Here is a 26,882-nt window from a genome sequence, read left to right on the forward strand (position 1 = left end):
TCCTCAATGCGCCAGCGCGCCAATCATGCGCACCGGGCGCTTGCGCGGGAAAATCCGCTCCAGCCAGACCGCGAACGCCGGCAGTACCGTCATCGCCATGACCATGTTGACCATGAACATGAAGGCCAGCAGCTTGCCCATGTCCGCCTGGAACTTGAGATCGGAGAACGCCCAGGTGGCGACGCCGACCGCCAGGGTGATCGCCGTGAAGATCGTGGCCATGCCGACCTCGCGCAGTGAATGAGCCACGGCGATGCCCACCGGCTGGCCATTCGCCTGGTGCAACTGGATACGGTTGTAGATGTAGAAGGCGTAGTCCACACCGATACCGACGGCGAGCACCATCACCGGCAGCGTGGCGATGGTCAGGCCGATCTGCAGTTCCTTCATGAACCAGTAGCCGATGAAGGTACCGATGGTCAGCGGCAGGCAGCACACCAGCACCGCGCGCAGGTCGCGGTAGACCACCAGGACCAGCAGGGCGATGGCGGCATAGACGTACAGCAGCATCGGTGTCTCGCTCTTCTCCACCTCCTCGTTGATCGCCGCGATCACCCCGGCATTGCCCGAGGCCAGGCGCACGGAGACACCCGGCAACGGCTGCTCGGCACGGAACGCCTTGGCCGCGTCGATCACCCGGCTGATGGTGGTGGCCTTGTGGTCGGCCAGGTACAGGTGCACGGCGGTCATGCTGCAATCGGTGCGCATCAGCCCTGCCGTGCGACCCACCTCGGCGGCCAGCGACGAGTAGTTCATCGGGTCGATGGGCACCGCGCTCATCTTCGGATTGCCTTCGTTGTAGCCCTCGTTGAACTGACGCATCGCCGTGGAGAACGACGCCACCGAGAGCACCCCCGGCACCCCTTCCATCGCCCAGGCGAAGCGGTCCTGATACTGCCCGAGCTCGACATCTTCGCAGGCATTGCCGCCGCCTGCGGCCAATCGTTCGGGCTGCACCTCGAAGACCACACTGAGCCAGTCCAGGCCAATGTCGTAGCTGTTGGCGATGGACAGCGCATCGCGGTTGAAGCGCGAGTCTTCGCGCAGCTCCGGTGCGCCGGCCTGCAACGAACCGACCACACGATCGTGGCTTTGCCACACGGCCGTGGCGAACACCAGCAGGGCCACCAGCATGACCCAACGCGCATAGCGCCACTCGGCCAGCTTCGCCGGCCCTGTCAGCCAGCCCGCGCGGCGTTGCCGGGAGACTTCCTCGGCGGCCGCGTAGCGCGCATCGACCTTCAGCATCGAGGCCACCAGCGGCAGCATGATCAGGTTGGTGACGATCTTGAACGCCACCCCGAGCGAGGCGGTGATCGCCAGCTCGCGGACCATCGGGATGGGGATCAGGAGCAAGGTGACGAACGACACGAAGGCCGTCACCAGGGCCAGGGTGCCCGGCACCAGCAGCCCCCTGAAGCTGGAACGGGCCGCCACCTGCGCGCTGCTGCCGGTGGCGATCTCGCGGACGATGTAGTTGATCTGCTGCACCCCGTGGGAAACCCCGATGGCGAACACCAGGAACGGCACCAGCACCGCCAGCGGGTCGAGCCCGTAGCCCAGCAGGCGCAGGCTGCCGAACTGCCAGATCAGCGAGGTCATCGAGCAGCCCAGCGCCAGCAGGGTGAAGCGCAGCGAGTGGCAATACCAGTACACCGCCACCGCCGTCAGCAACAGCGCCAACAGGCAGAACTCGATGACCGCCGCCGCGCCGTCGGCGATATCGCCGATCTGCTTGGCAAAGCCGATGATCTGGATCTCGAAGCCGGCATCCTCGAAGCGCTGGCGGATCTGCTCCTCCAGCACCCGGTTGTAGGCCACGTAGTCCAGGCGCTCGCCGTTGGCGTCACGTTCGTTGAGCTCGGCGGTGATCATTGCGCTGCTCTGGTCACGGGACACCAGGGTGCCGATGAAGCCACCCTGGGCGGTGGAGTCGGCGATGCGGGCAATGATGTCCGCATCCAGACGCTCCGGTGTCACCGTGCCGGGCACCAGCGGATCGGCGCGGAAGCCGTCCTCGGTGATCTCGTTGACGAACGCATTGGGCGTCCACAGCGAGCGCACGCTGCCGCGCGAGACGCCCGGCAGGAACGTCACCGCCTGGGTGACATCGGACAGTCGGCGCAGCCCCGCCTCGGTCCAGATGTTGCCCTGGCGGGCCTTGACCACGAAGGTCAGACGGTTCGCGCCGAGCAGATCACCACGGTACTGCTCGAAGGTGGCCACGTACTCGTGGCCGATCGGCAGCTGCTTCTCGAACCCGGCATCCATGCGCAATTGCACGGCGAACCAGGCCATCACCGCGGTAAACAGGGCCAGCAGGATCAGGACCAGACCGCGGTGCCCGAACAAGCCGGCCTCGATGCGCGGCAGAACGCCGCGCACCGGTTGCTTCGATACATCAATAGACATGTTCACGACAAGCCTCACAGGGTGCGCGACAGAACCACACCGACATAATCACGATCACGCAGCAACTGGTCGTACGGGGTATCACCGCTAAAGAACTTCGCGTAGTTGAAGGAAACCTGCCAGCTGGCCGGGTTGCGCACGAAGTTGAGGTACAGGTTCATGCTGCTCGCGTCTTCGGTGAAGGTCGCCGCCAGGTTGGGCGTACGCCCGCCCAGGGAGCGCGAATAGAAGACGCCCGGGGTCACTTGCCAGCCCGGCAGCAAGGTGCCGTCGTAGGTCACACTGAAGTCCAGGTTGATCCCCGACGAAGTCTTGTCGCCATGCGCCTTCGGTGCGCTGGCCGGATCCAGCTGCCAGGTGTTCGCGCCCGCGGCGACCAGCTCGCCGTTGTAACTGTCGTGCAGCCCCGGGTACTTGATCACCACCAGCTCGGTCAGCAGGGTACCGGTGCTGGCCCCGACGAAGTCGAGAAGGTCCGGGGAGTTGGACGGCGTGAAGCTGTACAGGCCGGTCAGGTGCCACTGGAACTTCTTCTCGTCCTTCCAGCATTTGCCGCCATTGTTGTTGCACAGGTCGATGACCGGGTTCAGCGATACCGCGTCCTTGGGCCGGTAGGACAGCTCCGTGCCCACCGCCCAGTCGCCAATCGGCATGTTGGCGCTGATGCCATAGAGCATGCGGTCTTCCGGATACACCCACTTCTGCGACAGGGCGAAGGTATCCGGGTCCAGCAGGCGCATGGTCAGCGACGGCAGCTTGTCGTGGTAGCGCATCACGTACGCGCCGAAATTGACATCGCTGTCCTGCGGCTGCCAGCGCACCGACAGGCCCCACTGGCCGCTGTCACGGGCTTTCTTGTCGTCGAAGCCGTAGGCGCCCATGCCCTTGCCCAGCGCCGGGGTGTAGTTCCAGTAGCTGCCGACCGGCGGCAGTTCGCTCTTGTTCCAGGCGAACTGGTAGTAGGCCTCGACGTTGACCCCGGAACCGAGGCCGGACGCGACGCTGAGCATCGGCGCTGGCAGCACGGCCTCCTTGAGCTGCACGCCAGGACGCGACAGGGCCTGGATATCGTAGGCGTTGGTGTTGTTGATACCGCCCTGCACGAACAGGCTTTCGCCCCAGTTGATCACCTGGTTGCCCAGGCGGGCACGGACGCGCTGGTCACCCACGTCGAAGCCCTTGCTCACCCACAGGTCGAGCAGGCGGGCCTTGAACTTGAGGTCGTCGCGGGCCGAGCTGGTCAGGCCATCGCTGCCCACGCCCGGCGGTGTGTTGAAGGACAAGGCGCCCGTGGTGTCGGTGGCGGCGAAATCGCGAATCCAGCTGCCACGGGCCATGAAGGTGAAGTCCTCGGGCAGCTTCAGCAGCAGCTCGTGGGTGCCCTTGAGGTAATGGGTGAACAGGTCGCCCTTGTCGTAGTTGAGGTCGCCCTGATCGCCGACGCCCGACGTCTGCGCCAGGCACCCGGTGGGTGGGTGATGGCCCGTGGCCCCCTCATTGATCAGGTTGCAACCCTGGGACTCGGTGCGGATGCCCATGCCATAGGAAATCGTCGAATCGAACGACCCGCGGATGGACTCGGTTTCGAAGGTGAACCCCATTGCCAGGGGAGTCATGCACGCAATAGCAAGGCCTGAAGCTTTTGTGATTGTTCTTTTCATGTCGGCGCTCTAAAGGTGAAGGATCAACGTTCGCTGATGGCTCGCAGGTTGTCGGAGGTGTAGAAGTCACGCTTCAGACGGGGGTTGCCAGTACCCTCGGTCAGCCAGCGATGGTCCTTTTTGCCAACGCCGATGGAGGTCATGTCGTAGAGGTAGCGGCCATCGACCAGGTTGTACTGGGCCTGGGCTTCCATATCGCAGGTGCCGGTCTCGTACACCGGAATGGTGTAACCCTCGCGGACCTTCCAGATCTGTCCCTGCTTGTCGTAGTCGACCGCCATCAGGCCGTTCCAGCTGTCCTCGTCGATGTAGAACACACGCTTGGGCGCCTGGTGACGCATGCCCTCGCGCACATTGGCCTCGACCACCCAGACACGGTGCAGCTCGTAGCGACGGGACGTGGGAGCGATGGAGCTCTGCTGGGCGACATCCTCGATACGCGCCGAACCGTCGTAGGCCCCGAAGGCGTTGTAGGGCACCAGCAGTTCCTGCTTGCCTACCAGCTTCCAGTCGAAGCGATCCATGGGACCGAAGAAGATGTTCGACTCATCGACGGTGTACTGGTTGTCCAGGCCGATCTGCGGCGCGTCGTAGGAATAGGACGGCATGCGGCGCACACGACGCTGGCCGGGGAAGTAGTAGAAACTGGTGGCCTGTTCGCCGGCCTTGGTGGTGATCACCCCGGCCTGCCCTGCCAGAGCGGCGGGTTCGTTGTAGTTGAAGTAGGTGGCAAGTTCCAGGCGGTCGAACGAGGAGAACAGCGCACTGCCCTTCTGGCCCCACGGGGTGTACATGAACCAGTCGGTGGAGGTGCGCAGCCAGCTGCCGCCAGCGTCACGCGGAGACAATCCGGAAACGGTCTTGGACATGTCGAAACCGACGCCGCGGTAGCGCATCTTCATGTTCCACATGACCTCGGCGCCCGTCGTCGGCATGGGGAACGGAATGCCCGGCACGTGGGCTTCCTGCAGGGCCACGCCACTGCTGTCGAGGGTGGCGAAACCAACGTTCTTGCGGGTGTTCTCCACCACGAAGTCCGGTGCACCGCAGGTCCGCCGCGTCGGGTAGACGTCCATCCGGTAATCCGGGATCTTCTTGAACAGTTCCAGCTGGCCGGGCGACAGCTGCTTGGCATACTGCGCCACGTTGGCGGCGGTGATGCTGAAGAGCGGCTTGTCATCCTTGAACTTCCAATGCTGGCCACGCACCTCGCCATAGCTCCAGCCCGAATCCTGCTTGCCGGGCTCCACCCAGGCGGGTATCGCACCATTGCCGCCGGCGGCGACTTCCCCCCCCAGCGGGGTCAGCTTGCTGCCCAGTTGCGCGGCATCACTCTGGGCTGCCTGGGTCGCACCACAGGCGAGCAGGGTCGCGAATGCCACCACCAACGGCCTGATTGCTCCGACTGAAGCAAGACCGACATCAAGGCGCTGAATCACATGTTTCATTGGAAAGTCCTCTTTAGCTCTGAACTGCCGCCAGCCGTTTCCTGACTCGCAAACGGTCGACGACCAGGTCTGATCAACTACCGGTTCTGGTGCCGGGCGAGGTGGCACCAAGCAAACCGGATGCCAATCCGATTTATGAAATTTTTATTATCTAAATCAATGATTTACAATTTTTATAACAGTTGATACGTGATACTTAAAGACCCAACCTTGCACGTCCGTGCAGCAGCCTCCGCACCAAAATTGTGAATTAACGAAACAATTGTTACTTAAATGCTGCAGCGGTCATGGACGCAGAACCGCGCAGCGGTTCGCCAGCGATGAGATCGAGAAAGCGGTTGCATGGGGCGGTGCCGGAACGACCAGCCACCGGGAGTAAATGGCGTTACAGGCTAATGACCAGATGCCCACCATCGACGGCCAGAACGCTGCCGATCATGAGCGCACCGCGTTGCTCACCAGCAGCAGGAAAGAGCCATCGAGTTCAGTCGGGGCCGCAGGGGCACCGTGCCGTGGATGGAGGGAGAAACCGCGGGCAAAATCGTCAATCATGAAGACCTCGAACATTCAATTCGCAAGCACCTGGACACCTCGCCGCGTCAGCGACCCGGTGCTCATGCCTTGACGAGTCTGCTTGCCATCGCCCGACCGCGCTTCGCAAATCGCGCCAGTCGCCATGCAATTGATGACAGCTCGGCGGCAGGCCCTCTCAGCCTGTCAGTGGCCTGCTAGCATGGCTCCGCAGTGTGACCGCCCCCTACCCTCCAGGGTCTTGATATGAGTTCGTTCGTGCTTGGTATTGCCCTTCTGGGCTTTCGTGAATTTGCCAGCAGCCAGGGACTGGACCCCGAGCAATTGCTCAAAGCCGTCGGCGCCGCGGACGACCAGCCCAACGCCCCGCTCAGCGGCGAGTGCTTCGCCGCCCTCCTGGAACGGGCCGCGGAGCAATCCGGCAACCCGCTGTTCGGCCTGCAGTTCGGCCTGCACCAGGGTTCCTCGGCCCTGGGCGCGCTGCTGCATGTCGTGCGCAGCGCGCAGACCGTCGGCGAGGCACTGGACGCACTGATCCGCTATTTCCCGACCCACAGCAACGGCGCGGCGCTGCGCCTCGAACAGCATGGGCAGCAGGCCTGGCTGATGTACGACATGACCGATGGGACGGTGCCCGCAGCACGGCAGACGGTGGAACTGGCGATGGCCATCGGCGGCAGGATCATGGAGGCCCTGCTGGGTCGCGCCTGGCTGCCCCACGAAATGCTGCTGCGCCACCCGGCGGGCGCGCGGCCGCCCGGCTATCGCGCGCTGCTCGAAGTGCTGCCGCGCTTCGACAGCCCGGTCAACGCCTGGGTGTTCGACCACGCCCTGCTGAAAAACCGCATCAGCGCGGCGGACAATGGCCTGCAGCACCTGCTGAAACGGCATTTCGAGGACCTCTCGAATCTCGACCTGCAGACCCTGCCGGGCTACGTCGAGCGGCTGATCCGCAATGGCCTGTTCGCCGGCAACATCAGCATCGAGCACATCGCCGCACAACTGATGTTCAGCCCGCGCACGCTGCAGCGCTACCTGCACACCCAGGGCACCAGCTTCCAGACCTTGCTCGACAACACCCGCGAGGCCATGGCCAAGCGTTACCTGTGCGATTCGAGCATCAACCTGACGCAGTTGTCCGTGCTGCTCGGCTACACCTGCCCGGGCACCTTTTCCCGAGCGTTCGCCCGCTGGTGCGGGGTCGCCCCGCAGAAGTGGCGCAAGCACTATCGGCGCGCCCAGCGCCTGGCACTCACGGACGCCTGCGAGGACGCTCCGTGAACCAGGCAGCGACCCCGGCCAACCCCTTTATTCGTGCGCTGGCCCTGAGCCGGTTCAGCGAGTTCGCCACGGCCCAGGGACTCAGGGCCAGCGACCTGCTGCGCCACGCCAGCCTGCCCGCCGATATCGAGCAGAGACCGGAGACGCTGCTGGCGTACCGGCGCTACTGCACGCTGCTCGACCTCTGCGCGCGACACAGCGAAAACCCTCTGTTCGGCTTGCTGTTCGGCCTGCATCAAGGGCTGGCGGTGTTCGGCGACCTGCTCTATCTGATCTGCAATGCCAATACCCTCGGCGAGGCCCTCCTGGAACTGCGCGACAACTACGCGGTGAACAACGGGGCGCTGGTGATGAGCTACACCGAGGCCGAAGACGAAGCCACCCTGGCGTTCTCGGCCGCCGATGCCCCCTGGCCGGGCCACTGCCAGGCCGAAGAGCTGGTGTGCGCCGTGCTGCTCAAGCTGCTGCGCGCCGTGACCAGCGCCGACTGGCACCCCGTGCGCCTGATGATCGCCCACCCGGCGCTGGCGCCCGAGGCGGACTACCGCGCCGCGCTGGGGTTGTCACCGGTATTTTCCGCGACCTGCAGCGGCCTGGTCCTGCCGCGGTCGCTGCTGTCGCTACCGCTGAGCACCACCGACACCATGCTGCACCGCATGCTCACCGCGCACATCGGCCGCATGGAGCGCCTGGCCCCCGCCGAACTGCCCGCCTGCATCGAGCAACTGCTGCGCCATCTGCTGCCAGGCGGGCGCGCCACGCTGGACAAGGCCGCCAGCTGGATGGCGGTGAACCCGCGGACCCTGCAGCGGCGCCTGGAGCAGGAAGGCACGTCGTTCCAGAAAGTCCTGGACAAGACCCGCCAGGCCCTGGCCCGTGAATACCTCAATGATCCGGCCATCAGCATGGGCCGCCTCGCCGACCTGCTCGGCTACGCCGACCCCAGCGGTTTCAGCAGGGCGTTCCAGCGCTGGTTCGGCACCACTCCGCTCCATTGGCAGCGCCAATACGGACCGGCCAGGCAGCCACGACTGCTGCGCGGGCGCAAGGTGCATGATCCGACATGACCCGGGGATCCGCGTCGTAGAGCGGGCGGATGAGCCCAATATGATTCAAATGAATCATTTTTCCATCGAATGGATGCCAGATGTGCGCATTTGCTTCACAATGCCGTGCACAGCCAGCACTGCGAGCCATTCCGATGCCTTCTCCCGCCACCGACGAACGCCTGCTCAAAGCCCTCGCCGATGCCATCGTCGTCCGTCCCCGGGCCACGTTGAAGGAGTTGGCCGAAACCGCTGGCGTCAGCAAGGCCACCCTGCACCGCTTCTGCGGCACCCGTGACAATCTGGTTCGCATGCTGGAGCGGCATGGCGAACAGGTCCTGAGCCAGATCACCCGCGATGCCGACCTGCGCCAGGCCGAACCGCTGGTGGCGTTGCACCACCTCGTCACCGAGCATCTCAAGCATCGCGAGATCATGGTCTTCCTGCTGTTCCAGTACCGTCCCGATACCTTCGAGGACCAGGAAACCAGCCGCCATTGGCAATCCTATGCCGAGGCCCTGGATGCCTTCTTTCTGCGCGGCCAGCAGGCCGGGGTGTTTCGTATCGATATCAGCGCCGCGGTGTTCACCGAGATGTTCCTGAGCATGATCTACGGCGTTGTCGATGCCGAGCGCCGCGGGCGCGCGGCCAGTGCGAACTCCGTGCAGACCCTTGAACTGCTGTTCCTGCAGGGCGCGCTGGCGCCCTGAACGATCGCTGCGGCTGCCCCGGTTTCATGGCACCGGCAGCGAGTCCCTGAGCCGCTCGGCATCGAGGCTCGGCATGCGCCAAGGCTCCAGGGCCAGCAGGTTGCCGTTCGCCAGCTGCCAGTCGTAGAAATCCGCGAAGTCCCCTTTGCTCAAGGCGCGGATCACTTTCGCGACGAAGCCGTGCGCGACCAGCAGAACCCTCTGCGCCGGATAGCTCGCCTCCAGTTCCAGCAGGCCCTCGCGCACACGCTCGACCACCTCGGCGATCGACTCGCCAGCGGTTGGCCCGGCGTCCCAGCGACGGGTGATGTTGCGCGACCACAGTTGTGGATAGCGCTCTCTGGCTTCGGCCTGGGTCAAGCCCTCGAACACCCCGACATCGCGCTCGCGGAAGCACGCCATTGTCCGCGGCGCAAGCTGCAGATCCTGATTGAGGATGCTCGCGGTTTCCAGCGCTCTCAGGCGTGGCGAGACGACGAGGGCGTCGAGCTGCGCGGGCAAGGTGCCGGCAAGCGCTCGCGCCTGCTGGCGTCCTGTCTCGGTCAGCGCCGGGTCGAGCGCTCCCAGGTAGCGTTGCTCGGCATTGGCCCAGGTTTCCCCGTGGCGCACGACATACAGATGCATGAATTCCCTCTCCGCGCGTAAAGGGAGTCATCGTACCCAAGCGGTGTCGCGCAGCACAGCGCATGCGGCGAGTTGCCCGGTCGAGGGCAGGCCGGGATTTTCGCGTGGCACGGCGCATCACTGCCAATTCGGGATGACGGCGCGCGCGCCGGTCCACCTATGATCGCTGCGCCAACAAGAACAACAACCCGCGGCGCGCCAGTCGTTCCGGCCTCCCGCCCGTGCCCTGCCCGACCACAGGAACCCACCATGCCTTCGAGCCTCCAATGGCGCATCACCCTGCTCAGCGGGCTATGCCTGCTGGCCGTTGTCGTTTCCATCCTCGGCGCCAGCCTGGTGCAGACCCGACAGATCTCCGAATCGCTCAAGCAACGCAGCACCGCGGCATTCAGCGAGCTGGCCGTGGCGCGCCTGGACGACCGCGCCAGCGCCCAGACCCTGCGCATGCAGCGCTTCTTCGAGGACAACCGCACCTACGTCGAAGGCTTCGCCGAGCAGCTCCTGCACCTGCAGGCCCTGCATGCACAGGGTGCGCTCAGCGCCGAGGCGCTGCGCCGGGAGATCGTCGCCAGGGCCGGCGCCACCCTGGCCCGGCGTCCGCAGTTGCTCGGGCTGTATGTGGTCTACGCGCCCGACGCCCTGGACGGCGCGGACCAGGCCTTCATCGACCGCGCCGCCCTCGCCGGCAACGCGCGCGGCCGCTTCGCCCTGTACTGGTCGCAGGCAAGGCCAGGACGGACCCAGCAGACGGTGCTCAGCGAAGACAACATCCTGCTCAACAAGGCGCCCGCCGGGGTCGAGCCGGACAACAGCTGGTACGACTGCCCGCGCACCACGGCCAGGGCCTGTGTCGTGGAGCCCTACACGGTGGATGTGGAAGGCCAGGACACCCTGATGAGCAGCATTGCCCTGCCCATCGCCCGCGACGGCCGGGTGATCGGCGTGGTCGGCGTGGATATCGGCCTGACGACCCTGGCGGCGCTGACCGACGCGCTGCGCAGCCAGCTCTACGACGGCCAGGCGTCGGTCAGCCTCAGCTCCGCCAGCGGCATCAGCGTGGCGCAGGCTCGCGGCAGCGAATCCGCCAACGATGCCGAGGTCGACAAAGCCTTTGCCCCCATCGACGACGCGCGCCCCTGGCACCTGCATATCCGCCTGCCCCAGGCCCTGCTGCAGGCCCCGGCCCTGGGCCTGCACCAGGCGTTCGACCAGGCCAGCGGCGAAGCCAACTGGCACAGCCTCGGCTGGGGCACGCTGTTCGCCCTGCTCGGCCTGCTGGTCCTGGGCTGGTCGGCGCGCACGGCGACCCGTCCCCTGCTACAGGTCGCCGAGGCCCTGGACCGGGTGGTGCAAGGCGACGGCGACCTCACGCAACGCCTGCCACGCCGCGCCGATCGCGAACCCGGACGCCTGGCCGATGGCTTCAACCGCTTCCTGGAGAAACTGCAACCGGTGATCCAGGCCATCCAGCAGGCCGCCACCCAGACCGGCCTCGGCGCCAGCCGCAGCGCCAGCATCAGCGCCGAGGTCACGGCCGCCATGCACCGCCAGCACGACCAGGTCGAGCAGACCGTCACCGCCCTGGTGCAGATGGGCAGCAGCGCCCAGGAGATCGCCGATCGCTCGTCCCGCGCCGCCCACGCCGCCAGCACCGCGGAACAGGCCACCCGCAGCGGCCTGCTGCGCTTCGACGAGACCCGTCGGGGCATCGCCGAACTGGACGAGCAGTTGCAGGCGACCTTCGCCCGCATCGAGGCCCTGGCCAACAGCGGCACGCAGATCGACCAGGTGCTGGACGTGATCTGCACCCTGGCGCAGAAAACCAACCTGCTGGCCCTCAACGCCGCGATCGAGGCAGCCCGTGCCGGCGAACAGGGACGCGGCTTCGCCGTGGTCGCCGACGAAGTGCGCCAGCTGGCCACCCATACCCAGAAGTCCACCGCCGAGATCCGCGAGGTGGTCGAGCACCTCGGCGAACTCAGCCGCCAGGCCCTCGACGGCATGCTCGCCAGCCGCACCCGCACCGTGCGCGTGGTCGAGGAGATCGACCAGTCCCACGCGCGCCTGCACGCCATCAGCACCGAGGTCGACACCATCGAGCGAATGAACCGGCAGATCGCCACGGCCACCGACCAGCAGCACCAGGTGCTCGACGCCATCACCGGGCGCATGAGTGACCTGCACGGCATCAGCCAGGAACTGACCGCACGCATGGACGAATCCAGCGAACTGAATCGCACCCTCTGCGCACTGGCGCAGCACCAGCAGGCGCTGCTGGCCCAGTTCAGGACCTGAAGCGACGGCTCAGTGAGCCTTGCGCGGGGTGGCCGAGGGGTACTCGCCGAACAGCTCGCGGTAATGTGCGGCGAAGTGACTCAAATGGAAAAAGCCCAGGCGACCCGCCACCTCGCTCACGTTACCTTCCACCACACTGCTGCCGAGCAGGGCCCGGCGCACGGCGTTGAGACGAACGGTGCGCAGGTACTCCACGGGACGCTGCCCGGTGATCTGCTGGAAGCTGTTCTGCAGGGTGCGCCGGCTGACCCGCAGGCGCTCGCAGATGTCGAGGATGCTCAGCGGTTGCTGCGGCTGTTCGAGCAGCAGTTCCTGGCTGCGCCGGACCAGGTAGGCGCTGACCGAGAGGTTGCCGCGACGGCAACGGACTTCGTCCTGGGCCTCCAGGAACAGATCGAGAAAGGCCTCCAGCAAGAGGTTTTCCAGCTGCTGTTCGGACAGGCCCGCGCCCAGCGGCGCGCCGAACAGCGCCACCACCCGGCAGCGCAGGCGCTCCAGCGCCTCGGCGCTGACCGAGACCTGGGACGAGGTTTTCAGGCGTTTGAGCTGCTGATCGCTCAGTTCCAGTGCCGCCTGCTGGGCGAAGCGCACGATATCGAGGTTGGCCGCGAGAAACTGCATGCCTTCCGGCGCATGCAGGACGAACTCTTCGCCATCGCGCAGCAGGGCCACGCCACAGGAAGCCACTTCGTGGCCCTGCATCACCGGCGGACGCGGGGTGTCCATGGAGATGGCGATGCACAGGCGCCCTTTCGGCGCGCAGCCCTGCTGCACCACGCGCTTGTCGAGCACCTCGCGGAACACCTGGAAGCGCGTGCCGCACAGTTGCGTCAGCTCGCTGGAAAGCACACCGCGGCCGATCTGGTCGTAGGTCTGCTCCCAGCCCATGATCGAGCCCGCATGCAGTTGGGAGTCGTTGAAGGATCGAGTTTCCGCGAACATGTGCTGGCGCCCCTTTACGCTGTGAGCGGAGTCAGGAAGGCTCCCGGCACCCTCCCTGAATGCCGGGATCCCGTTCAGGCCGGCAGCGCCGGCGTGAAAGTCAAAGCCAGTTCCGTGCCAAGCATCGCCAGCCGGTAGTCGCCGGGGGTCAGCGCGAGGGGCGCGAGCAAGGCGCCGGAGAGGATCACCTGGCCGGCCTCCAGGGCATGACCATCCTCCAGCAGGCGTCGCAGCACCCAGCACAGGTTGCGCAGCGGCGTGTCGTCGCGGGCACCCAGGCTGCCCTTGGCGAGCAGCGCGTCATCGCGGTACAGCGCGTAGTCCAGGCGCGCGGCCAGCGTGGCATCGAAGGGCTGGCGCCGGCCCAGGCAGAAGGCCGCGGCCGAGGCGTTGTCGGCGAGAAACGCCCCGGCGCCGAAGCGCCAGCCCTGCCAGCGGCTGTCCGCCACCTCGAAGGCCGGAGCCATGTGGCCTACCGCAGCAAGCAGCTGCGCGTCGCTGTATTCAGCCGCCGGCAGGGCGCGGTCGAGGACGAAGGCCAGCTCGATCTCCAGCTTGGGCTGGATGAAGCGTTGCAGGTCGACAGGGCGCTCGGCATCCACCTGCATCACATCGGTCAGCGCGCCATACACCGGCTCGCTCAGGCCGAAGCGCTCATAGGCGGCCTTCGAGGCGAAGGCGACCTTCCAGCCCACCAGCGTCTCGCCGCCGTTGCGGCGCTGCTGCAGGGCCTGGCATAGCAGGCAGTAGCCCTGCACCACATCCAGGCGCTCGCCCTCCTCGGTGGGCAACGGCGCCGCCGCAACGGCCGCCTCGCGCAGGCGGCTCAGCAACTGCCGGGCCAGGCTCATGACAGCTGCTCCTGCAGCTTGCCCAGCACCGCATCGAGGCGCTCGGGAGTGGTGATCGCGGCGATGAAGCGATCGGGGCGGATGACCACGATGGAATCGCGCACGCCGCCGAACCAGTTGCCCAGGCGGTTGGAGACGTCCTCCACGCTGATCGCGGCTTCGGCCTGCAACGGCTGGTCGCGTGCCGGGCCACTGCGGGAGCGGTTGACCTGGATGAAGCGGGTATCCCATTTCGCCCAGTACGCGCGGCGCTCCGCAGAGAGCGTCTCGATCGGGTTCACCCGGTAGCCCAGCACCGCATAGGAGTGCCCGAGCACCTCGTCCAGGCGGGTGCGCTGGCCGTCGGCCGTTTCCACCTCGGGCTGGATGAACAGCTGGCCGACCAGGTCGTCCTCGCGCAGTTCGGCGCGCTCATGGAAGACCAGGCCTTTGGTGATGGTCGCCTTGGGCTTGAACTTGAACTCCAGCAGGTGCGAGCGCAGGTTGTCGACGCTGTTCACCGCCTGGAACAGCCAGTCGCGCACACCGGCCATCAGCGGGTTGGTCAGGCCGAGCACGGCGCCCATGTTGTCGGCCAGGGCGATGAGGTCGGTGGCATGCCCGCGGCGCTCCTGGTCGTAGCTCTGCAGGATGCGCGGGGCGGCCTTGCCCTGGAGGATCGCGGCGATCTTCCAGCAGACGTTGGCCACGTCGCGCAGGCCGGAATTGAGCCCCTGCCCGGCCCACGGTGGGGAGATATGCGCGGCATCGCCGACCAGCACCGCGCGCCCCTCGACGAAGCGCTGCGCCACCCGCGAATTGTGCGTGTAGGCGCGGATGCGGACGATCTCCAGGGCGTCCACGGCATCGCCGATATGGCCGCGGATCAGCCGGCGGATATTGCCCTCCTCGCACATGGCCTCTTCGTTCTCGCCTTCGAGCAGCATGAACTCCCAGCGCCGCTGCTGATACGGCAGGTAGATGCACACGAAGGGTCGCTGCGGGTCGGCATGCAGGGCGGTGAACGGCGCGTCGAGGGAGTCGTTGCGGGTATCGATCACCACCCATTTGCGCGGATGGGTCAGGCCTTGCAGCTCGATGCCCAGTTGCTTGCGCACCGAGGAACGGCCGCCGTCGGCGCCGATCAGGTAGTCCGCCTGCAGCTGGTAGACATCGCCGTCGCTGCCGCGCACCTGCAGGGTCACGCCGTCGGCGTCCTGGCGCAGTTCGAGCATTTCATGGCCCTGGCGCAACTGCACCCCGGGATGCCGCGGCAGCGCCTCGCGCAGGGTCTCTTCGAGCAACTGCTGCATGAAGATATTGCGCATCGGCCAGCCGTACTGCGCGACGCTCGGCTTGACCTCGGCGAAGCACACACCGCGGGCGTTGTAGTAGCGCAGCGGCACGTCGCAGATCATGTCGCGCACCGCGCGCTCGGCGATGTCCACGCCCTGCAGGACCCGCAGGGCTTCATCGTCCATGCCCACCGCGCGGGGGTACGGCAGGATGCCTTCGGCCAGTTCCAGTACCACGCACTGGATGCCGTAGAGGCCCATATAGTGGGCGGCGGTCACCCCATTGGGGCCGCCGCCGACGATCACAACCTGGGTTCTTTCCCGTTTCATGACACTCACCGATTCATTGTTGTTGGCTCAGGTCCAGGCCATCGAGAAAGGCCTGGACTTCACGGTTGAAGGCCGCACCCTGGTCGTCGTGCACATAGTGGCTGGCATCCTCGATCACCGCGGTGGCGACCCGTGGATTGCACTCGCGCAGCGCTTGCAGCATCGGCGCGGGGAGGAAATCCGAACGCGCGCCGCGGATGAACAGGGTCGGGCAGTCCAGGGCACGCACCGCCGGCCACAGATCGATCGACGGAATGCTCAGGCGCGCCGTGGCGATGCCCTGCTGGTCGTGACGCCAGCCGACCCCTTGCGCGACCTCGCGCATCGAGTGGCGCAGGCGCGAGGCCAGGCCCTGCGCCGAGAGGCCGGGCCGCGACGCCCGCCAGAAGGCCTCGGCCGCGCGCCAGTCGGCGAACAGCAGCGGCGTCTGCGCCATTTCCCGGCGGATCCGCGCCGCACCGTCGCCCGCGCTCGACGAGCCCGGGCCGATGTCCTCGATGATCAGCGCGCGCACCCGCCGCGGATTGCGCCGCACGTACTCCAGGGCGTTGGCGCCACCGAGGGAATGGCCGATCAGCACGAAGCGCGTGAAGCCCAGGTGCTCGACCAGGTCCTCCAGGTCATCGACATAGACCTCGGTGCGGTAGCTCTCGCTGGCCGCCCAGTCGCTGGCACCACGCCCGCGCTGGTCGAGGGCCACGCAGTCGAAGCCGTCGCCCAGCGCCGCCACCAGCTCGTCCCAGGTCTGGGCATAGGCGCGCAGGCCGTGCAGCAGCACGACCGGGATGCCGCCGTGGCGGCCGTGACGCAGGTAGTGCAGGCGCAGGCCGGCGCGGTTGTGAAAAAAGCAGCTTGCTGCAGGCATGGACGGACTCCCCTGACCGGATGCGTGTTCAGACCAGGCCGTTGTCACCCTGGATATCCGCCGCCGCCAGCCCGCCCAGGCGCGCACGCAGGCGGCCGCGGGTGGCGAAGGCCCAGATGATGATCACTTCATCCGGGGCCGGACCGTCGCCGAACGACAGGGAGAGGGTGTCGTAGTGCGAGCGCACGTACAACGCATCCTTGTGCGCCAGCGGCACATCGATGGTAGCCCCCGGTCCGCCGCGCTTGCCGGTGGACGGCACCCACGACTTGCCGCCGCCCAGGGCCACGCGCACCGGGTCGGCCGCCGGGTTGGTGAGGAAGGCGTTGCCGTGCTCGTACTCGCCCTGGCTGCCCACCAGGCAGGCCTTGCCGTAGCTGACCACGGCGCGCTCGCCGGCCAGTTCGCGGATGCGCCGGCCGAACTCCTCGCCCAGCAGCGGCGAAGGCTCGACCAGGGCGTCGAGGTTCTCGCTGAACTGCCCGGCGAACGGGTTGTGGATCACCGCGGCGATGGCGTACTTGAACAGCGCCTCGCCATCGGCCAGCTGGCCGGACTCGTTGGCCAGGGTCTCTTCGACGAAGCTGTGCCACTTGCGGATGTGGTAGCCGGCGAAATTGGTCGGTTTCATCAGGTTGCTCCTTGTCACAGTGGGTCCAGGTTGAAATGTCGGCTCGGCGCGCCGGCGGCCTTGAAGCGGGCCTTGGCCAGGGCGTCGTCGTGTTCGGTTTCGAGGAAGAACTCCAGGCGGTTGCCGTCCGGATCGTTGAAATACAGGCCGTTGCCGATCTCGTGGTCGGTGATCTTGACGATCTCCACACCCTTGCCGAGCAACATGCCGTAGAGCTGGCGCAGGGTGGTCATGTCGCCGGCGATCTCCAGGCCGTAGTGCTGCAGGCCCAGGCCGCCCTGCTGCGCGCCGGGCGCGGCCTTGATCAGGGCGATGTCGTGGTGCTTGGCGCCGAAGGCCATCATGATCCAGCTCTCGCCCCGGGCGCTTTCATGCATGCCGAGCACGTCCGCGTACCACTGGGCAGAGCGCTCGGGGTCGCTGACGAACAGCGACAGGTGGGTCCGCACGATGTCGATCTTCATGCTGGCAACCTCCGCTCACTTGATCACGGACTGGTGTCCGGCCTTGATCGTCGCCACGGCCGGGGTCCAGGCCACGTCGGCGATCTCGCTGAATTCGCGCCAGTGCTTCTGCCAGCTGTCGCCGCCATTTTCCGAGGTGAACAGGTGGCCGTACTTGGTCCCGGCGACGATCTGCCGGGGATTGGCCGGGTTGAACGCCACCGCCCAGACACAGGAATTGGGCTGCTGCGGCAGCGGCAGGACTTCCCAGCTCAGGGCCGCGTCGCGCGAGACCAGGATCTTGCTGGTGGTCCCCGGGGTGCCGTCGGAGATGCTGATGTACAGCGTGCTTTCGCTGCCCGGCGGCGCATTCATGACCCGCGCGTAGTACAGGCCGAACGCCTCCCTGGCGATGATCCCGGTCCAGGTGCGGCCTTCGTCGAGGCTGCGGTAGATGGCGTTGACGCACACCACCACGATGACCTTCGCGCCGTGGTTGGGCAGCACCAGGATGTTGTGGATGTCGGAGTTGAAGTCCCACAACAGGCGGTCGTCGATGCGCTCGAAGCTGTCGCCACCGTCACGGCTGTGGAACAGTCCGCCTTCCTCCAGACCGAACCAGATCTGGTCGCGGTCCGTCGGGTCGTAGGCGAAGGCCAGCAGCCGCGGACGGTTGACCCCGTCGCAGAACTCCGGGATCTCCACCGGCACGCGGTACCAGCTGGCGCCGCCATCCAGGGTGCGCCAGAGCACGGCGCGGGACGGCGCGCCGGTGCCGACGAAGATGCGCCGGGCGTCCAGCGGGTCCACCGCGACCTTCCACACCGTCTGGCCGTTGAACGGCGACTCGACGCGCTGCCAGGTGCCGCCGGTATCGCTGCTGATGCACAGGCCGATATCGGCGCCGACATACAGGGTTTCCGGCGCCTGCGGGCTGAAACTCAGGGACCGGGTGATGGCATCGAATTCCAGCGCCTGGCCGACGCCCAGGCGGTGCCAGCTGCGGCCCTCGTCGGCGCTGCGGATGACCGCCTGGCCCACCGTGGCGACCAGCAGGGTTCCATTGCTCATGCTCTGCACTCCTTAGATGAAGATGCCGCGGGTCAGGCCGCCGTCGATGCCGATGGACTCACCGGTGATGGCGCCGGCTTTCGGCGAGGCGAGGAAACCGATCAGCCAGCCCATTTCCATGGGTTGCAGGGTGCGGCGGATCGGGGTGGCGTCGATGTAGCCCTGCTCGACCTGTTGCGGGGTCTTGCCCTGCTTGAGTCCTTCGCGCTCGTAGAGCTCCTGGATATGCGGGGTATCGACCACGCCGGGGTGGATCAGGTTGACGGTGATGCCGTCCGGACCGAGCTGGTCGGAGAGGGTCTTGGTCATGTGGGCGATGGCCAGGTTGCGCATGCCCGAGAGCACCTTGCTGCCGCGCCCGGTCAGGCCGCCGATGTTGATGATGCGCCCGAAGCCGCCGGCCTTCATGTGCGGGGTCACCGCCTTGGCGCAGCGGAAGTAGCCGATCACCTTGGTGTTGAGGTCGGCCAGCAGCTCGTCGTCGCCGGCATGCTCGATATCGTTGCGCACCACGCCGGACGGCGCCGCCGCGCCATTGACCAGGATGTCGATGCGGCCGAAGCGCTCGCGGGCCTGCTCGACCATGGCGCTGACCGCCTCCATCTCGTTGGTGTCGCAGAACAGTGGCAGTACCTCGTTGCCGGTCTCCGCGCTGATCTCGGCGGCGGCCTCTTCCAGGTAGGACATGCGCCGCGCGCAGATCACCACCTTGCAGCCTTCCTGGGACAGGAAGCGCGCCACTTCCTTGCCGATACCCATGCCGCCGCCGGTGACGATGGCGACGCGGCCTTGCAGTTGCAGATCCATATTGATTCCTCTTGTCGTGTCGTGTTGTGAGTCAGGCCAGGTCGACGAAAACGCTTTTCGTCTCGGTGTAGGCATCGATGACGTTCTTGCCCATTTCCCGGCCCCAGCCGGATTGCTTGTAGCCGCCGAAGGGCGAGGCCGGATCGACCACGTTCCAGCAGTTGATCCACACCGAGCCGGCCTTGAGCCGGGCGGCCAGGCGATGGGCGGCGCGCAGGTCGTTGGTCCACAGCCCGGCGGCCAGGCCGTAGGGCGAGTCGTTGGCGCGGGCCACCAGTTCTTCCGGGTCGGACCAGCTCATCACCGTCAGCACCGGGCCGAAGATTTCCTCGCGGGCCACGCAGGCGCGCTCCTGGCGATCGAGAAACACGCTGGGCTGGATGAAGTGGCCGCGCTCCAGGTGCGCCGGGCGCTGGCCACCGCAGATCAGCTCGGCACCCTCCGCCACACCGCGGCGCAGGTATTCCTGGACGCTGTCCAGCTGGCGCTGCGAGACCAGCGGGCCGAGGGTGCTGGCCGGGTCGAGGCCGGGGCCGATGACATGGGCGGCGGCGTGGCGGCGCAGCTCGTCGAGCACCGCGTCGAGCACCGACTCGTGCACGTACAGGCGCGAGCCGGCGGTGCACACCTGGCCCTGGTTGTAGAAGATGCCGTCGGCGGCGCCCTTGGCGGCGCGGACGATATCGGCGTCCGGCAGGATGATGTTCGGCGACTTGCCGCCCAGTTCCAGCGAGACCTTCTTCATGTTGCCGGTGGCGGCCTGGGCGATCAGGCGACCGACCTGGGTGGAACCGGTGAAGGCGATCTTGTCGACATCGGCGTGTTGCGCCAGCGGCGAGCCGGTGCGCACGCCCTGGCCGGTGATCAGGTTGACCACCCCGGCGGGGAAGCCGGCGGCCTCGATCAGCTGGACCAGGCGGATGGCCACCAGCGGCGTCTGCTCGGCGGGCTTGAGCACCGCGGTGCAGCCGGTGGCGAGCACCGGGCCGAGCTTCCACACGCACATGGTCAGGGGGAAGTTCCACGGCACGATCAGCGCGCAGACCCCCACCGGCTCGCGCAGGGTGTAGTTGAGCACGGGGTTGCCGCTGGCCGGCGACACCGGCAGGGTGCTGCCCTCGATCTTGCTCGGCCAGCCGGCGAAGTAACGGATGATATTGGCCGCGCTGGCCGCCTCGGCGCGGGCATTGGCGATCGGCTTGCCGTTCTCCAGGGTGATCAGTTGCGCCAGTTCTTCGCGGTGGGCCTCCAGCAACTCGGCCAGGCGCAGCATCAGCAGACCGCGACGGGCCGGCTGGCACTGCCGCCAGGGGCCTTCGAAGGCCGCCCTGGCCGCGCCGACGGCGGCGTCCACATCCGCTTCACCGGCCTGCGCCACTTCGTTGACCAGGCTCTGGTCGGCAGGGTTCTCGACGGCGAAGCGCTCGCCGCCGGCGGCGTCCTGCCAGCTGCCGCCGATGAACAGCTGGCCTGGCCGGGACAACAGGTCACGGACTTCGGGGAGTATCTGCAGTGTGCTCATGACGGCCTCCTCACAGTGCCATTTCGATCAGGAACGGCGCGCGCGACGCCTTGGCTTCGGCCAGCGCGCGGTGCAGCTCGCCATTGCTGTGCACCGTGCAGGCCGGCACGCCGTAGCCCTGGGCCAGGGCCTTCCAGTCCACGCGCGGGCGGTCCAGCTCGGTCAGGCTCAGGGCCTGCGGGCCGAACTCGGTCACGCCGAAGCGGCGCAGCTCGTTCTGCAGGATCGCGTAGCGGTGGTTGGCGGCGATCAGGATCACCACCGGCAACTGCTCGCGGGCGATGCTCCACAGGGTCTGGATGGTGTATTGCGCGCTGCCGTCCGACTGCAGGCAGAACACCGGGGTGCCGCGCTCGGCCAGGGCCGCGCCGAAGCCCACCGGAATGCCCTGGCCGATGGCCCCGCCGGTATTGGTCATGACCCGGTGCCGCTCGGCGCGGGCCGAGGCGGTGAAGAACGGATAGCCACAGGTGCCGCCCTCGACCGAGACGATGCTGTCCCTGGGCAGCGCCGCGGCCAGGACCCGCCCGACCGACTGTGGCGACAGGGCCTCGCCGGCATCCGGCAGTTCCACGCCAATCGGCGCCGGCGCGCAGGCCGGGGCCTGCAGCGCATCGGCCAGGGCGGCCAGGGCGCCGCTGACGTCGTCACCCACCTCGGCCAGGTGCAGCAGGCGATCGGTTTCCGCCAGGCGCGAGGGAATGCCCTCGTAGCCGAAGTAGCTGATCGGCTCGGGGACACCGGCGCAGACCACGGCGTCGTACTGCTCGAGGATGCCGATGGCCACTTCCGGGAAATACGGCAGGCGGTCCAGATCCGGCAGGCCGCCGCCACGATGGCTGAGGCGCGGGAAGGTCTCGGCGAACAGCTTGACCCCCGGCAGTTGCGCCAGGCGCCCGGCGGCCAGCAGGCCCGCTTCGCCGAGGCCTTCGTCGCCGACGATAAACACCAGCTTGCGCCCGTCGCGCAGGGCCGCGGCGACGCGCTCGACGCGGTCGCCGGCAAAGCGCCGAACCGGCGCGCTCAGGCTGCTGAAACGCGGCGCCTGCACTACTTCGCGGGCCTGCAGGTCCATCGGCAGGATCAGGCTGGCGATCTGCCCGGCGGGCTGCCAGGCGGCGCGGATGGCGCTCTGCAGGTCGTGGGCCAGGCCATCGGTCGACTTCGAGGTACGCACCCAGCCGGAAACCGCGCCCGCCAGGGCACCGATGTCGCTGGCCAGCGGCGGGTCGTAGTCGACGTGCCAGGAGGCGTGGTCGCCGATCACGTTGACGATCGGGGTGTTGGCCCGCCGGGCGTTGTGCAGGTTGGCGATGCCGTTGGCAAAGCCCGGGCCCAGGTGGGTCAGGGTCAGCGCCGGGCGCCCGGCGATACGGCCGTAGCCATCCGCCGCGCCGGTGCAGACGCCCTCGAACAGGGACAACACCGGCTTGAGCGACGGCTCGTTGGCCAGTGCCGCCACCAGGGGGATTTCGGTGGTGCCCGGATTGGCGAAGCAGTATTCGATCCCGCTTGCCACAGCCGCTTTCACCAGTAGTTGCGCGCCATTCATTTTCAGCCCTCTCGGAATTTTCGGCCGTTGCAGATGGAGAGATTTATCACACAAACAAAATATCAAAACAACAGAAATTTAAGCGATTTACTCATAATTTGAGATTTATGCAAAATCACCCACTTGATAAACGCCACTATCGAGCTGTTTTTCTCAGGCCAAATACCCTATCCTTCGCCCCCACCGCCGGCCCGCGGCCGCACCCCTACCGCCCGAAATTCCAGGAGCAAGATGAGTAGCCTGAGCAAGATGCTGAGCGTGCTGGACCTGTTCAGCCCGCAGACCCTGAAGATCGACCCGGAGACGATCGCCGAGCGCATGGGCCTGTCCCGGGCGACCGTGTACCGCTATGTGAAGGACCTGTGCGACGCCGGCCTGCTGGTCCGCGTCGATGCCGGCAGCTACGGCCTGGGGCCGCGGATCATCGAACTGGACTGGATGATGCGGCAGTACGATCCGATCCTGATCGCCGGCCGCGAGCTGATGCACGGGCTGTCCGAGGAGACCGGCCTGGCGGTGTTCGCCAGCGTTTTCTACGATGGCCGGATCATCAACACCTACATCGCCGAGCCCACCGACACCTACCAGTTCGCCTTCGGCCGCGGGCAGCCGTTGCCGTTCTTTCGCGGTGCCCAGTCCAAGGTGCTGATCGCCTACCAGAAAGGCCGGCGCCTGCAGCGCCTGTTCGACGAGCAGATGGCCAGCGACCCGCACAGCCCCTACGACTGGAACAGCTTCGCCAAGGCCGCGCGCAAGATCCGCAAGGATGGTTATTGCGTCACCCATGACGAACTGAACCTGGGCCTGACCGGTATCGCCGCGCCGATCATGGTCGCCGGCAGCGACGAGATCCTCGGCAGCCTGGCGGCGGTGGGCACCAGCGCCAACTTCCAGCTGCTGCGCCAGGAGGCGGTGACCGAGCGCGTCGTCGAGACGGCGCGGCGGATCGCCGCCAATCTGGGCTGAGGCCGAACCTGATCCGGCATGGGTAGAGGCGGGGACCGCTTGGCGGCCCTTTCGCGGTCATGGCCTCGTTGACCCTGTAGGAGCTGGCTTGCCTGCGAAAGGACCGCACAGCGGTCCCCGATAGCGGTGAGGTCTGGGACCGCKTTGCGGTCCTTCGCGGGCAAGCCACGCTCCTACGAGGAAGGTGGCGCAATGTTGTATCTGTTTATCCCACTGGCGTACACAACTCCACCAGGATCCCCGCCGGACACCTGACCCACGACACCGTCTGCCCCCACGGCTTGACCTGCGGTGCCTTCAGTTCCCGCGCCCCGGCCTCGAGGGCACGGGCGTGGGCCGCGGGCACATCGTCGGTCAACAGGGCGATTTCCATCCCCAGTGGTCGTTCGCTGTCACTGGCTGCCAGCACCCCTCCAGCGAAATTCGCCTCACCCAGTTCCAGCGAGGCAAAGGCCAGGGTGGTCGCTCCGGTTTCCAGCTCGCCATAGTCCCCGGACTCATGCAGGAAGCGCTGTTGCAGCCCGAAGGCCTTCTCGAAAAAGCTCAACGAGGCCGTGACATCCGCGACATAGGCGATGGTGTAACCGAGTTTCATGACGATCTTCCTTGAGTGACGAAGCCGCCGTTATACCGCAATGCGGCAACCGGCACATTGCCAGTGTTCCTGCGGCGCACTATGGTGTGCGCGGACCTGGAACAAAGGAGCTGACCATGGCCGATTCACTTGCCCTCAACAAAGCCAGCTGGGACGAGCGCGCGCCGTTGCATGCCGCGTCTGGCGACTATGAAGTGGCGACTTTCGTCGCCGATCCCGCACACCTGTCCGAAGTGGTGCGTTTCGACCTGCCGCTGCTCGGTGATATCGACGGCCTGCGTGGCCTGCACCTGCAATGCCATATCGGCACCGACACCCTGTCCCTGGCCCGTCTCGGCGCGCGGATGACCGGGCTGGATTTCTCCGCGCGCTCGCTGGAGCAGGCACGGACCCTGGCCGAGCGCTGCGCCACCGACATCGACTACGTCGAGGCGGATGTCTATGCCGCCTGCTCGACCCTGCCCGCGGCGTCCTACGACCTGATCTACACCGGCATCGGCGCCTTGTGCTGGCTGCCGGATATCCAGCGCTGGGCGGGCACCGTGGCGACCTTGCTCAAGCCGGGTGGGCGTCTGTTCCTGCGTGACGGCCACCCGATGCTGGCGGCGATCAACGAGGATCACCGTGACCGGCTGGTGGTGGAGTACCCGTATTTCGAACGCCCGGAGCCGACCGTGTGGATCAGCGACCAGACCTATGTGAGCACCGATGCCAGCCTCACGCACACCGAGACCCATGAATGGAACCATGGCCTGGGTGAAGTGGTGAGCGCCTTGCTCGGCCAGGGCCTGCGCATCACCGGGCTGGTGGAGCACGACAGCATCCCCTGGGAGGCCTTGCCGGGGCAGATGAGCCGGCGCGGCAACGGTGAATGGCAACTGGACAACCAGCCCTGGCGGTTGCCGTTGAGCTATACCTTGCAGGCCGTCAAGGAGTAGGGCTCTGGTTTGAGGGTGTTGCTGATGGCCTCATCGCGGGCAATGCCCGCTCCCACAGGTATCGTGTCCGACGCAGACACTGTGTGTGGGCATTGCCCGCGATGAGGCCCTTTAGACCGGCATCAACTTCCTGATTTCTTCACCCGAGGCTTGCGTACCCGCTTTGTCCCGGCACCTGCCGCAGCGCTGCTCTTGCGCTTCTTCTTCCACGGTGACCCACCACGCCCCGCCGGTGTCGCCGGCCCGGAGATGGTCAGGCTCAACCCCGCACAGCGCTCCACCTGCTTGCTCATCCACGCCGACTGCTTGGCGACGAAGGTTTCCAGGGTCATTTCGCCGCTCTGCACCATGTCCAGGGCCTGCTCCCAGATTGCCGTGGTGCCCGGGTCGGCGATGGCCCGCGGCACCGCGTCGATCAGGCTGAAGGCGGCCGGCGTGGCGCTGAGGGCCTTGCCGTTCTTCACCAGGTAGCCACGATCGAGCAGGCCCTGGATGATCCCCGCGCGGGTCGCCTCGGTGCCGATGCCGGTGGTGTCCTTGAGCTTCTGCTTGAGTCGCGGATCGTCCACCAGCTTGGCGACGTTCTTCATTGCCTTGATCAGGTCGCCTTCGGTGAACGGCTTGGGTGGCTGGGTCCACAGGTCTTTCAGGGCCAGGTCGCGCACCGCGCACCACTGGCCGTTGCGCAGGGCCGGCAGCACTTGCGGCGCGGGCGCTTCACGGCCTTTCGGCGGCGTGAGGGCTTCGGGCAGGGCACGGCGCCAGCCCGGCTCGACGATCTGCTTGCCCACCGCGCGCAGGGCCTGGCCCGCGCAGTCGAAGTCGGCCTGGGTGCGGTCGTATTCGTGGTTGGGCAGGAACTGCGCCAGGTAACGCGCGCGAATCAGGGTGTAGACCGCCTTGGCCTTGCCCGGCAGGCGCTCCGGGGCGACCGCCGCAGCAGTCGGGATGATGCCGTGGTGGGCACTGACCTTGGCATCGTTCCACGCCCGCGAGCGGCGCTGCGCCTGCAGGTACGGCTGCAACGGCGCCAGGCTCGGGTCGGCGCGCTGCAGGGCGGCGAGGATCGCCGGCGCCTCGCCGTGCTGGCTCAGCGGCAGGTAGCCGCAATCGCTGCGCGGGTAGGTGATGACCTTGTGGGTTTCGTACAGGGACTGGGCGATGTCCAGGGTTTCCTGGGCACCGAGGCCGAGTTTCTTCGAGCAGACTTCCTGCAGGGTGCCGAGGTCGAAGGGCAGCGGCGCCGCCTCGCGCACGCGCTCGGTCTTCACCTCGACCACCTGCGCCGAACCCGCCGCCTGCATCGCGGCGGCGGCCTGCTGCGCCAGTTCCTGCTTGAGGCAACGGCCCTGGTCGTCGCAGGCATCGTCCGGCGCGCGCCATTGTGCGGTGAACAGGGTGCCATCGCTGTCCAGCTGCACATCGATGGCCCAGAACGGCACCGGCACGAAGTCGGCGATGCTGCGATCGCGGTCCACCACCAGGCGCAGGGTCGGGGTCTGCACCCGGCCCACCGGCAGCACGCCCTGGTAGCCGGACTGGCGACCGAGCAGGGTGAACAGGCGGCTCATGTTCATGCCGATCAGCCAGTCGGCGCGCGAGCGGCCCAGGGCCGAGTGATACAGGCTGAAGGTTTCTGTCCCCGGCCTGAGCGCGGCGAGGGCCTTGCGGATCGAGGCATCGTCCAGCGCCGACAGCCACAGGCGGCGGATCGGTCCGCGATAGCGACAGTGTTCCACCAGCTCGCGGGCGATCATCTCGCCCTCGCGGTCGGCGTCGGTGGCGATCACCAGCTCCGTGGCCTCGCCGAGCAGGCGCTTGACCGCCTTGTACTGGCTGGCGGTCTTGGGCTTGACCTGCATCTTCCATTGCTGCGGCACGATCGGCAGGTCGGCCAGCACCCAGCGCTTGTAGCGCGCGTCGTAGGCGTCGGGCGGGGCGGTTTCCAGCAGGTGGCCGATGCACCAGGTCACCGTCACCCCCGTGCCGACCCAACAGCCGTCGCCGCGGCGACTGGCGCCGAGGACCTTGGCGATATCCTTGGCCTGGGAGGGTTTTTCGCAGAGGAACAGGCGCATGGCAGGGGA

Annotated in this window: 21 protein-coding genes and 2 pseudogenes; 7 read left to right on the top strand and 16 right to left on the bottom strand. The window is 66.9% G+C overall.

Translation table 11 applies throughout. The annotated features are described in order from the left end of the window. Window positions 1-3: 3 nt before the first annotated feature. The 3 genes from RTI28_RS25345 to RTI28_RS25355 are packed head-to-tail and all read right to left on the bottom strand — an operon-like array spanning window position 4 to window position 5,521. Window positions 4-2,412 (bottom strand): efflux RND transporter permease subunit, encoded by a 2,409-nt coding sequence (locus RTI28_RS25345; RefSeq protein ID WP_316923022.1) that lies wholly within the window; start codon window positions 2,410-2,412, stop codon window positions 4-6. Window positions 2,413-2,426: 14 nt separating this feature from the next. Beyond that, window positions 2,427-4,073: a DUF1302 domain-containing protein gene (locus RTI28_RS25350; protein WP_316923023.1), complete on the bottom strand. Its 1,647-nt coding sequence runs from the start codon at window positions 4,071-4,073 to the stop codon at window positions 2,427-2,429. 23 nt (window positions 4,074-4,096) lie between these two features. Then, the gene (locus RTI28_RS25355; protein ID WP_316923024.1) at window positions 4,097-5,521 is read right to left on the bottom strand and encodes a DUF1329 domain-containing protein; all 1,425 of its coding nucleotides are present in this window, start codon (window positions 5,519-5,521) and stop codon (window positions 4,097-4,099) included. A 777-nt stretch (window positions 5,522-6,298) separates the two neighbouring features. On the opposite strand from RTI28_RS25355, the gene RTI28_RS25360 reads away from it, so the two are divergent. The 3 genes from RTI28_RS25360 (at window position 6,299) to RTI28_RS25370 (ending at window position 9,089) form a co-directional block, all read left to right on the top strand. Further along, entirely contained in the window at window positions 6,299-7,333 is a 1,035-nt protein-coding gene (locus RTI28_RS25360) for an AraC family transcriptional regulator (protein ID WP_316923025.1), read from the top strand. Further along, window positions 7,330-8,400: an AraC family transcriptional regulator gene (locus RTI28_RS25365; RefSeq protein WP_316923026.1), complete on the top strand. Its 1,071-nt coding sequence runs from the start codon at window positions 7,330-7,332 to the stop codon at window positions 8,398-8,400. The genes RTI28_RS25360 and RTI28_RS25365 overlap by 4 nt, the downstream gene beginning before the upstream one ends. Window positions 8,401-8,534: 134 nt before the next feature. After that, the gene (locus RTI28_RS25370; protein ID WP_316923027.1) at window positions 8,535-9,089 is read left to right on the top strand and encodes a transcriptional regulator; all 555 of its coding nucleotides are present in this window, start codon (window positions 8,535-8,537) and stop codon (window positions 9,087-9,089) included. A gap of 24 nt (window positions 9,090-9,113) precedes the next feature. Here the strand turns inward: RTI28_RS25370 and RTI28_RS25375 are convergent, their stop codons facing one another. Beyond that, a complete protein-coding gene (locus tag RTI28_RS25375) occupies window positions 9,114-9,713 on the bottom strand; it encodes a histidine phosphatase family protein (protein WP_316923028.1) in 600 nt (199 codons plus the stop codon). A gap of 444 nt (window positions 9,714-10,157) precedes the next feature. Between RTI28_RS25375 and RTI28_RS30520 the strand changes: the two are divergent. Both RTI28_RS30520 and RTI28_RS30525 read left to right on the top strand, forming a co-directional pair. Further along, window positions 10,158-11,150: pseudogene (locus tag RTI28_RS30520) on the top strand (HAMP domain-containing protein); the annotation flags it as partial. Between the two features lie 342 nt (window positions 11,151-11,492). After that, window positions 11,493-12,008: pseudogene (locus tag RTI28_RS30525) on the top strand (methyl-accepting chemotaxis protein); the annotation flags it as partial. 9 nt (window positions 12,009-12,017) lie between these two features. Here RTI28_RS30525 and RTI28_RS25385 read toward each other — a convergent pair. From RTI28_RS25385 to RTI28_RS25430, 10 genes are all read right to left on the bottom strand, one after another. After that, the gene (locus tag RTI28_RS25385) at window positions 12,018-12,950 is read right to left on the bottom strand and encodes a helix-turn-helix domain-containing protein (protein WP_316923030.1); all 933 of its coding nucleotides are present in this window, start codon (window positions 12,948-12,950) and stop codon (window positions 12,018-12,020) included. A 74-nt stretch (window positions 12,951-13,024) separates the two neighbouring features. Next, window positions 13,025-13,801, bottom strand: coding sequence for a 2-keto-4-pentenoate hydratase (locus tag RTI28_RS25390; RefSeq protein ID WP_316923031.1), 777 nt, complete (start codon window positions 13,799-13,801; stop codon window positions 13,025-13,027). Beyond that, complete coding sequence (locus RTI28_RS25395) at window positions 13,798-15,405, bottom strand: bifunctional 3-(3-hydroxy-phenyl)propionate/3-hydroxycinnamic acid hydroxylase (RefSeq protein WP_316923032.1); 1,608 nt, start codon at window positions 15,403-15,405, stop codon at window positions 13,798-13,800. The genes RTI28_RS25390 and RTI28_RS25395 overlap by 4 nt, the downstream gene beginning before the upstream one ends. Before the next feature lie 13 nt (window positions 15,406-15,418). After that, on the bottom strand, window positions 15,419-16,270 hold the full coding sequence (locus RTI28_RS25400; protein WP_316923033.1) for an alpha/beta hydrolase: 852 nt from the start codon (window positions 16,268-16,270) through the stop codon (window positions 15,419-15,421). Window positions 16,271-16,298: 28 nt separating this feature from the next. Further along, window positions 16,299-16,901: an amino acid synthesis family protein gene (locus RTI28_RS25405; RefSeq protein ID WP_316923034.1), complete on the bottom strand. Its 603-nt coding sequence runs from the start codon at window positions 16,899-16,901 to the stop codon at window positions 16,299-16,301. Window positions 16,902-16,915: 14 nt separating this feature from the next. Then, on the bottom strand, window positions 16,916-17,365 hold the full coding sequence (locus RTI28_RS25410; RefSeq protein WP_042125870.1) for a VOC family protein: 450 nt from the start codon (window positions 17,363-17,365) through the stop codon (window positions 16,916-16,918). 15 nt (window positions 17,366-17,380) lie between these two features. Then, on the bottom strand, window positions 17,381-18,415 hold the full coding sequence (locus tag RTI28_RS25415) for a VPS10 domain-containing protein (RefSeq protein WP_316923035.1): 1,035 nt from the start codon (window positions 18,413-18,415) through the stop codon (window positions 17,381-17,383). Window positions 18,416-18,427: 12 nt separating this feature from the next. Beyond that, window positions 18,428-19,222 (bottom strand): SDR family NAD(P)-dependent oxidoreductase, encoded by a 795-nt coding sequence (locus RTI28_RS25420; protein ID WP_316923036.1) that lies wholly within the window; start codon window positions 19,220-19,222, stop codon window positions 18,428-18,430. A 31-nt stretch (window positions 19,223-19,253) separates the two neighbouring features. Then, window positions 19,254-20,744: an aldehyde dehydrogenase family protein gene (locus RTI28_RS25425; protein WP_316923037.1), complete on the bottom strand. Its 1,491-nt coding sequence runs from the start codon at window positions 20,742-20,744 to the stop codon at window positions 19,254-19,256. 10 nt (window positions 20,745-20,754) lie between these two features. Beyond that, the gene (locus RTI28_RS25430) at window positions 20,755-22,296 is read right to left on the bottom strand and encodes an acetolactate synthase large subunit (protein ID WP_316923038.1); all 1,542 of its coding nucleotides are present in this window, start codon (window positions 22,294-22,296) and stop codon (window positions 20,755-20,757) included. A 231-nt stretch (window positions 22,297-22,527) separates the two neighbouring features. On the opposite strand from RTI28_RS25430, the gene RTI28_RS25435 reads away from it, so the two are divergent. After that, window positions 22,528-23,262 carry an IclR family transcriptional regulator gene (locus RTI28_RS25435; RefSeq protein ID WP_316923039.1) on the top strand — a complete coding sequence of 245 codons (735 nt, stop codon included), beginning with the start codon at window positions 22,528-22,530 and terminating at the stop codon, window positions 23,260-23,262. 205 nt (window positions 23,263-23,467) lie between these two features. Here the strand turns inward: RTI28_RS25435 and RTI28_RS25440 are convergent, their stop codons facing one another. Next, window positions 23,468-23,857, bottom strand: a complete 390-nt coding sequence (locus tag RTI28_RS25440; protein WP_316923040.1) for a VOC family protein — start codon at window positions 23,855-23,857, stop codon at window positions 23,468-23,470. 116 nt (window positions 23,858-23,973) lie between these two features. Here RTI28_RS25440 and RTI28_RS25445 point away from each other — a divergent pair, with 116 nt between their 5' ends. After that, window positions 23,974-24,795 (top strand): class I SAM-dependent methyltransferase, encoded by an 822-nt coding sequence (locus RTI28_RS25445; RefSeq protein ID WP_316923041.1) that lies wholly within the window; start codon window positions 23,974-23,976, stop codon window positions 24,793-24,795. Between the two features lie 122 nt (window positions 24,796-24,917). Here the strand turns inward: RTI28_RS25445 and RTI28_RS25450 are convergent, their stop codons facing one another. Next, window positions 24,918-26,873, bottom strand: a complete 1,956-nt coding sequence (locus RTI28_RS25450; RefSeq protein WP_316923042.1) for a DNA topoisomerase III — start codon at window positions 26,871-26,873, stop codon at window positions 24,918-24,920. Between the last annotated feature and the right edge of the window lie 9 nt (window positions 26,874-26,882).

Origin of the sequence: Pseudomonas sp. zfem002 (assembly GCF_032621685.1) — a bacterium.
Classification (GTDB): domain Bacteria; phylum Pseudomonadota; class Gammaproteobacteria; order Pseudomonadales; family Pseudomonadaceae; genus Aquipseudomonas; species Aquipseudomonas japonica.